Here is a 3,389-nt window from a genome sequence, read left to right on the forward strand (position 1 = left end):
CTGACTCCTCAGCAGAAGGCCTGGCTCAGGCTGGTCCATCCGATCGCCGTCGTCGAGGGGTTCGCGCTGCTCTCGGTTCCCAGCAGCTTCGTCCAGAACGAGATCGAACGTCACCTGCGCGGCCACATCACCGACGCACTCGGCCGGCGCCTCCGTCAGCCGATCGAGCTGGGGGTTCGCATCGCGGCCACCCCTGACAACGCGGAGTCGGCGGCGGCAGCGGAGACCAGCCGAACCCTCGACCACGACGACGAGGAAGACCTGGAAGCGGACGGCATCCTCACTGAGAGCCAGACCGAGTGGCCGTCGTACTTCAGCGAGCGCCCCAGCGACGAGTCGGCGGTGGCCGACGGGGCCAGCCTCAACCGCCGGTACACCTTCGACACGTTCGTCATCGGCGCGTCGAACCGGTTCGCGCACGCCGCAACCCTGGCCATCGCCGAAGCGCCCGCCCGCGCCTACAACCCGCTGTTCATCTGGGGCGAGTCGGGCCTGGGCAAGACCCACCTGCTGCACGCGGCCGGAAATTACACCCAACGCCTCTTCCCCGGCATGCGGGTCAAGTACGTCTCCACCGAAGAGTTCACCAACGACTTCATCAACTCGCTGCGCGACGACCGCAAGGTGGCGTTCAAACGCAGCTACCGCGATATCGACGTGCTGCTGGTCGACGACATCCAGTTCATCGAGGGTAAGGAGGGTATCCAGGAGGAGTTCTTCCACACCTTCAACACCTTGCACAACGCCAACAAACAGATCGTCATCTCCTCGGATCGGCCACCCAAACAGCTGGCCACCCTGGAAGAACGGCTGCGCACCCGGTTCGAATGGGGCCTGATCACCGATGTCCAGCCACCGGACCTGGAGACGCGCATCGCCATCCTGCGCAAGAAGGCCCAGGTTGAGCGGCTCGACGTCCCCGACGCCGTCCTCGAACTGATCGCCGCCAGCATCGAACGCAACATCCGCGAACTCGAAGGCGCACTGATCCGGGTCACCGCGTTCGCCTCGCTGAACAAGACCCCGATCGACCGGTCTCTCGCCGAGATCGTGCTCCGCGACCTGGTCGCCGATGTCGGCACCATGCAGATCAGCGCGGCGACCATCATGGCCGCCATCGCCGACTATTTCGACACCACCGTCGAGGACCTGCGCGGCCCTGGCAAGACTCGCCCGCTCGCGCAGTCCCGCCAGATCGCGATGTATCTCTGCCGGGAACTCACCGACCTCTCACTGCCCAAGATCGGCCAGGCCTTCGGCCGCGACCACACCACGGTGATGTACGCCGAGCGCAAGATCCGCGCCGAGATGGCCGAACGCCGCGAAGTCTTCGATCACGTCAAAGAGCTCACCACGCGCATCCGGCAGCGGGCCAAGCGCTGAACCGGCCCCAGCCGCCCCAGCCGCCCCAGCCGGGTCCCCCGCACGACCAAAAAACTTCCCCACCGTTCACACCACCCGTCACAGGCCAGATCTGTGGACACCGTTGTGCATTACCTGTCGAGTCCCCGACGGTAACCGGTCCGACCGTCCACACCGGCTGGTTCATCCGCAACCACCGGTCTCCGCTCCCCCGCTTCGTCCACCGCCGATGCCCAGCTCCGCACCTCGCCCACCAGCGTCGACGACCGCTGATACCCAGTACGCACAGGACCTATTACTGATACTGGTATCTATCTCCAGATCCTTCTTCGAAGAAAGGCACGTGGGATAACCCCATCGGCGTCTGTGCACACCCGGCTATCCGCCCGACACCGGGTTCGTTGACGGTGCTGGCGTTCGGCTTTCAAGAACGACGCAGAAGTTCTACGGTGGGTTTCCGATCGTCGCGACGTTTCCGCCGGGGCGAGGCACGGCGCAGGCGGCCGCGGCATCGACGGGTAGCCGCTTGAGAGAGCTCGACACGAGGCGTGAGAGGACACCATGGACCCGGCGGGGATGAAGGTTTTCACCGAGTTGAAGTTTCGGCTAGACCGGGACGACTTTGCCGACGCCGTGGCCTGGGTGGCCAAGAATCTGCCCGCCCGCCCGACCGTGCCGGTGCTAGCCGGTGTGTTGTTGACCGGTTCGGATACCGGGCTCACCGTCTCGGGATTCGATTACGAGGTCTCCGCCGAAGTACGGATCGCCGCGGAGGTTTCGGCGCCGGGCAGCGTGTTGGTCTCCGGCCGGCTGCTCTCCGACATCACCCGAGCCCTTCCGGCCAAACCGGTGGAGGTCACCGTCGAAGCCACCCGGGTCATGCTGTCCTGCGGAAACGCCAAGTTCTCGTTGCCGACGATGGCGGTGGAGGACTACCCGACACTGCCGACGCTGCCCGAGGAGACCGGGGCGATGTCGGCCGAACTCTTCGCCGAGGCGATCGGCCAGGTCGCGGTCGCGGCCGGACGGGACGACACGCTGCCGATGCTGACCGGTATCCGGGTTGAAATATCGGGCGACACAGTGGTTTTGGCTGCCACCGATCGGTTTCGGCTGGCGGTCCGGGAGCTCACCTGGTCGGCGCCGGCGGGAACGGAAGCGGCGGTGCTGGTGCCGGCCAAAACGCTGGCCGAGACGGCCAAGGCCGGGGTCGACGCCGACAAGGTGCACCTGGCGCTGGGCGCCGGCTCGGCGGTGGGTCGGGAGGGGTTGTTGGGGATCTCCAGCGCCGGCAAACGCAGCACCACCCGGTTGCTGGACGCCGAGTTTCCGAAGTTCCGGCAGTTACTGCCCGAAGAGCACAACACGGTCGTGATCGTCGGGGTGGCCGAGCTGACCGAGGCGATCAAGAGGGTCGCGCTGGTCGCCGAGCGGGGCGCCCAGGTCCGGATGGAGCTCATGGACGGCACGCTGCGGCTGTCGGCCGGTGCCGACGACGTCGGCCGGGCCGAGGAGGACCTGCCGATCCAGTTCGCCGGCGAGCCGCTGACCATCGCCTTTAATCCGACGTATCTCACCGACGGGCTGGGGTCGTTGCGCACGGGCCGGGTTTGGTTGGGCTTCACCGACCCGAAGAAACCGGCCGTGCTGCGGCCCGCGCCGGACGACGCGCAATCTCCGTCCGGTAGCGGACCGTTCCCGGCCGCAGCGTCCGATTACGTCTACCTGTTGATGCCGGTGCGCCTGCCCGGCTGACCGACCGGAGGGGTGGATCGCTAGCCGTGTATGTCCGCCACTTAGGGTTGCGCGATTTCCGATCCTGGGCGCAAGTCGACCTCGACTTCGCGCCGGGGGCGACGGTTCTGGTGGGCCCGAACGGGTACGGGAAGACCAACCTGGTCGAAGCGCTGTGGTACTCGGCCACCCTGGGCTCGCACCGGGTGGCCAGCGATGCGCCGCTGATCAGGTCGGGGGCGACTCGGTCGTTGATCTCGACGATCGTCGTCTACGAGGGCCGCGAGCTGGCG

3 protein-coding genes are annotated in these 3,389 nt (G+C 66.7%); all 3 read left to right on the forward strand.

Annotated elements, in window-relative coordinates:
• Nucleotides 1-1,383 (forward strand): chromosomal replication initiator protein DnaA (gene dnaA, locus AC2VNT_RS01955; protein WP_486945253.1); only part of this gene is annotated, 1,383 nt, incomplete at its 5' end.
• Nucleotides 1,384-1,923: 540 nt separating this feature from the next.
• The gene (gene dnaN / locus AC2VNT_RS01960; protein ID WP_486945254.1) at nucleotides 1,924-3,117 is read left to right on the forward strand and encodes a DNA polymerase III subunit beta; all 1,194 of its coding nucleotides are present in this window, start codon (nucleotides 1,924-1,926) and stop codon (nucleotides 3,115-3,117) included.
• Between the two features lie 26 nt (nucleotides 3,118-3,143).
• Nucleotides 3,144-3,389, forward strand: a 246-nt coding sequence (locus tag AC2VNT_RS01965) for an AAA family ATPase (protein ID WP_486945255.1), incomplete at its 3' end; no start/stop codon positions are given.

It is taken from the genome of Mycobacterium sp. TH-M15 (genome assembly GCF_057473705.1).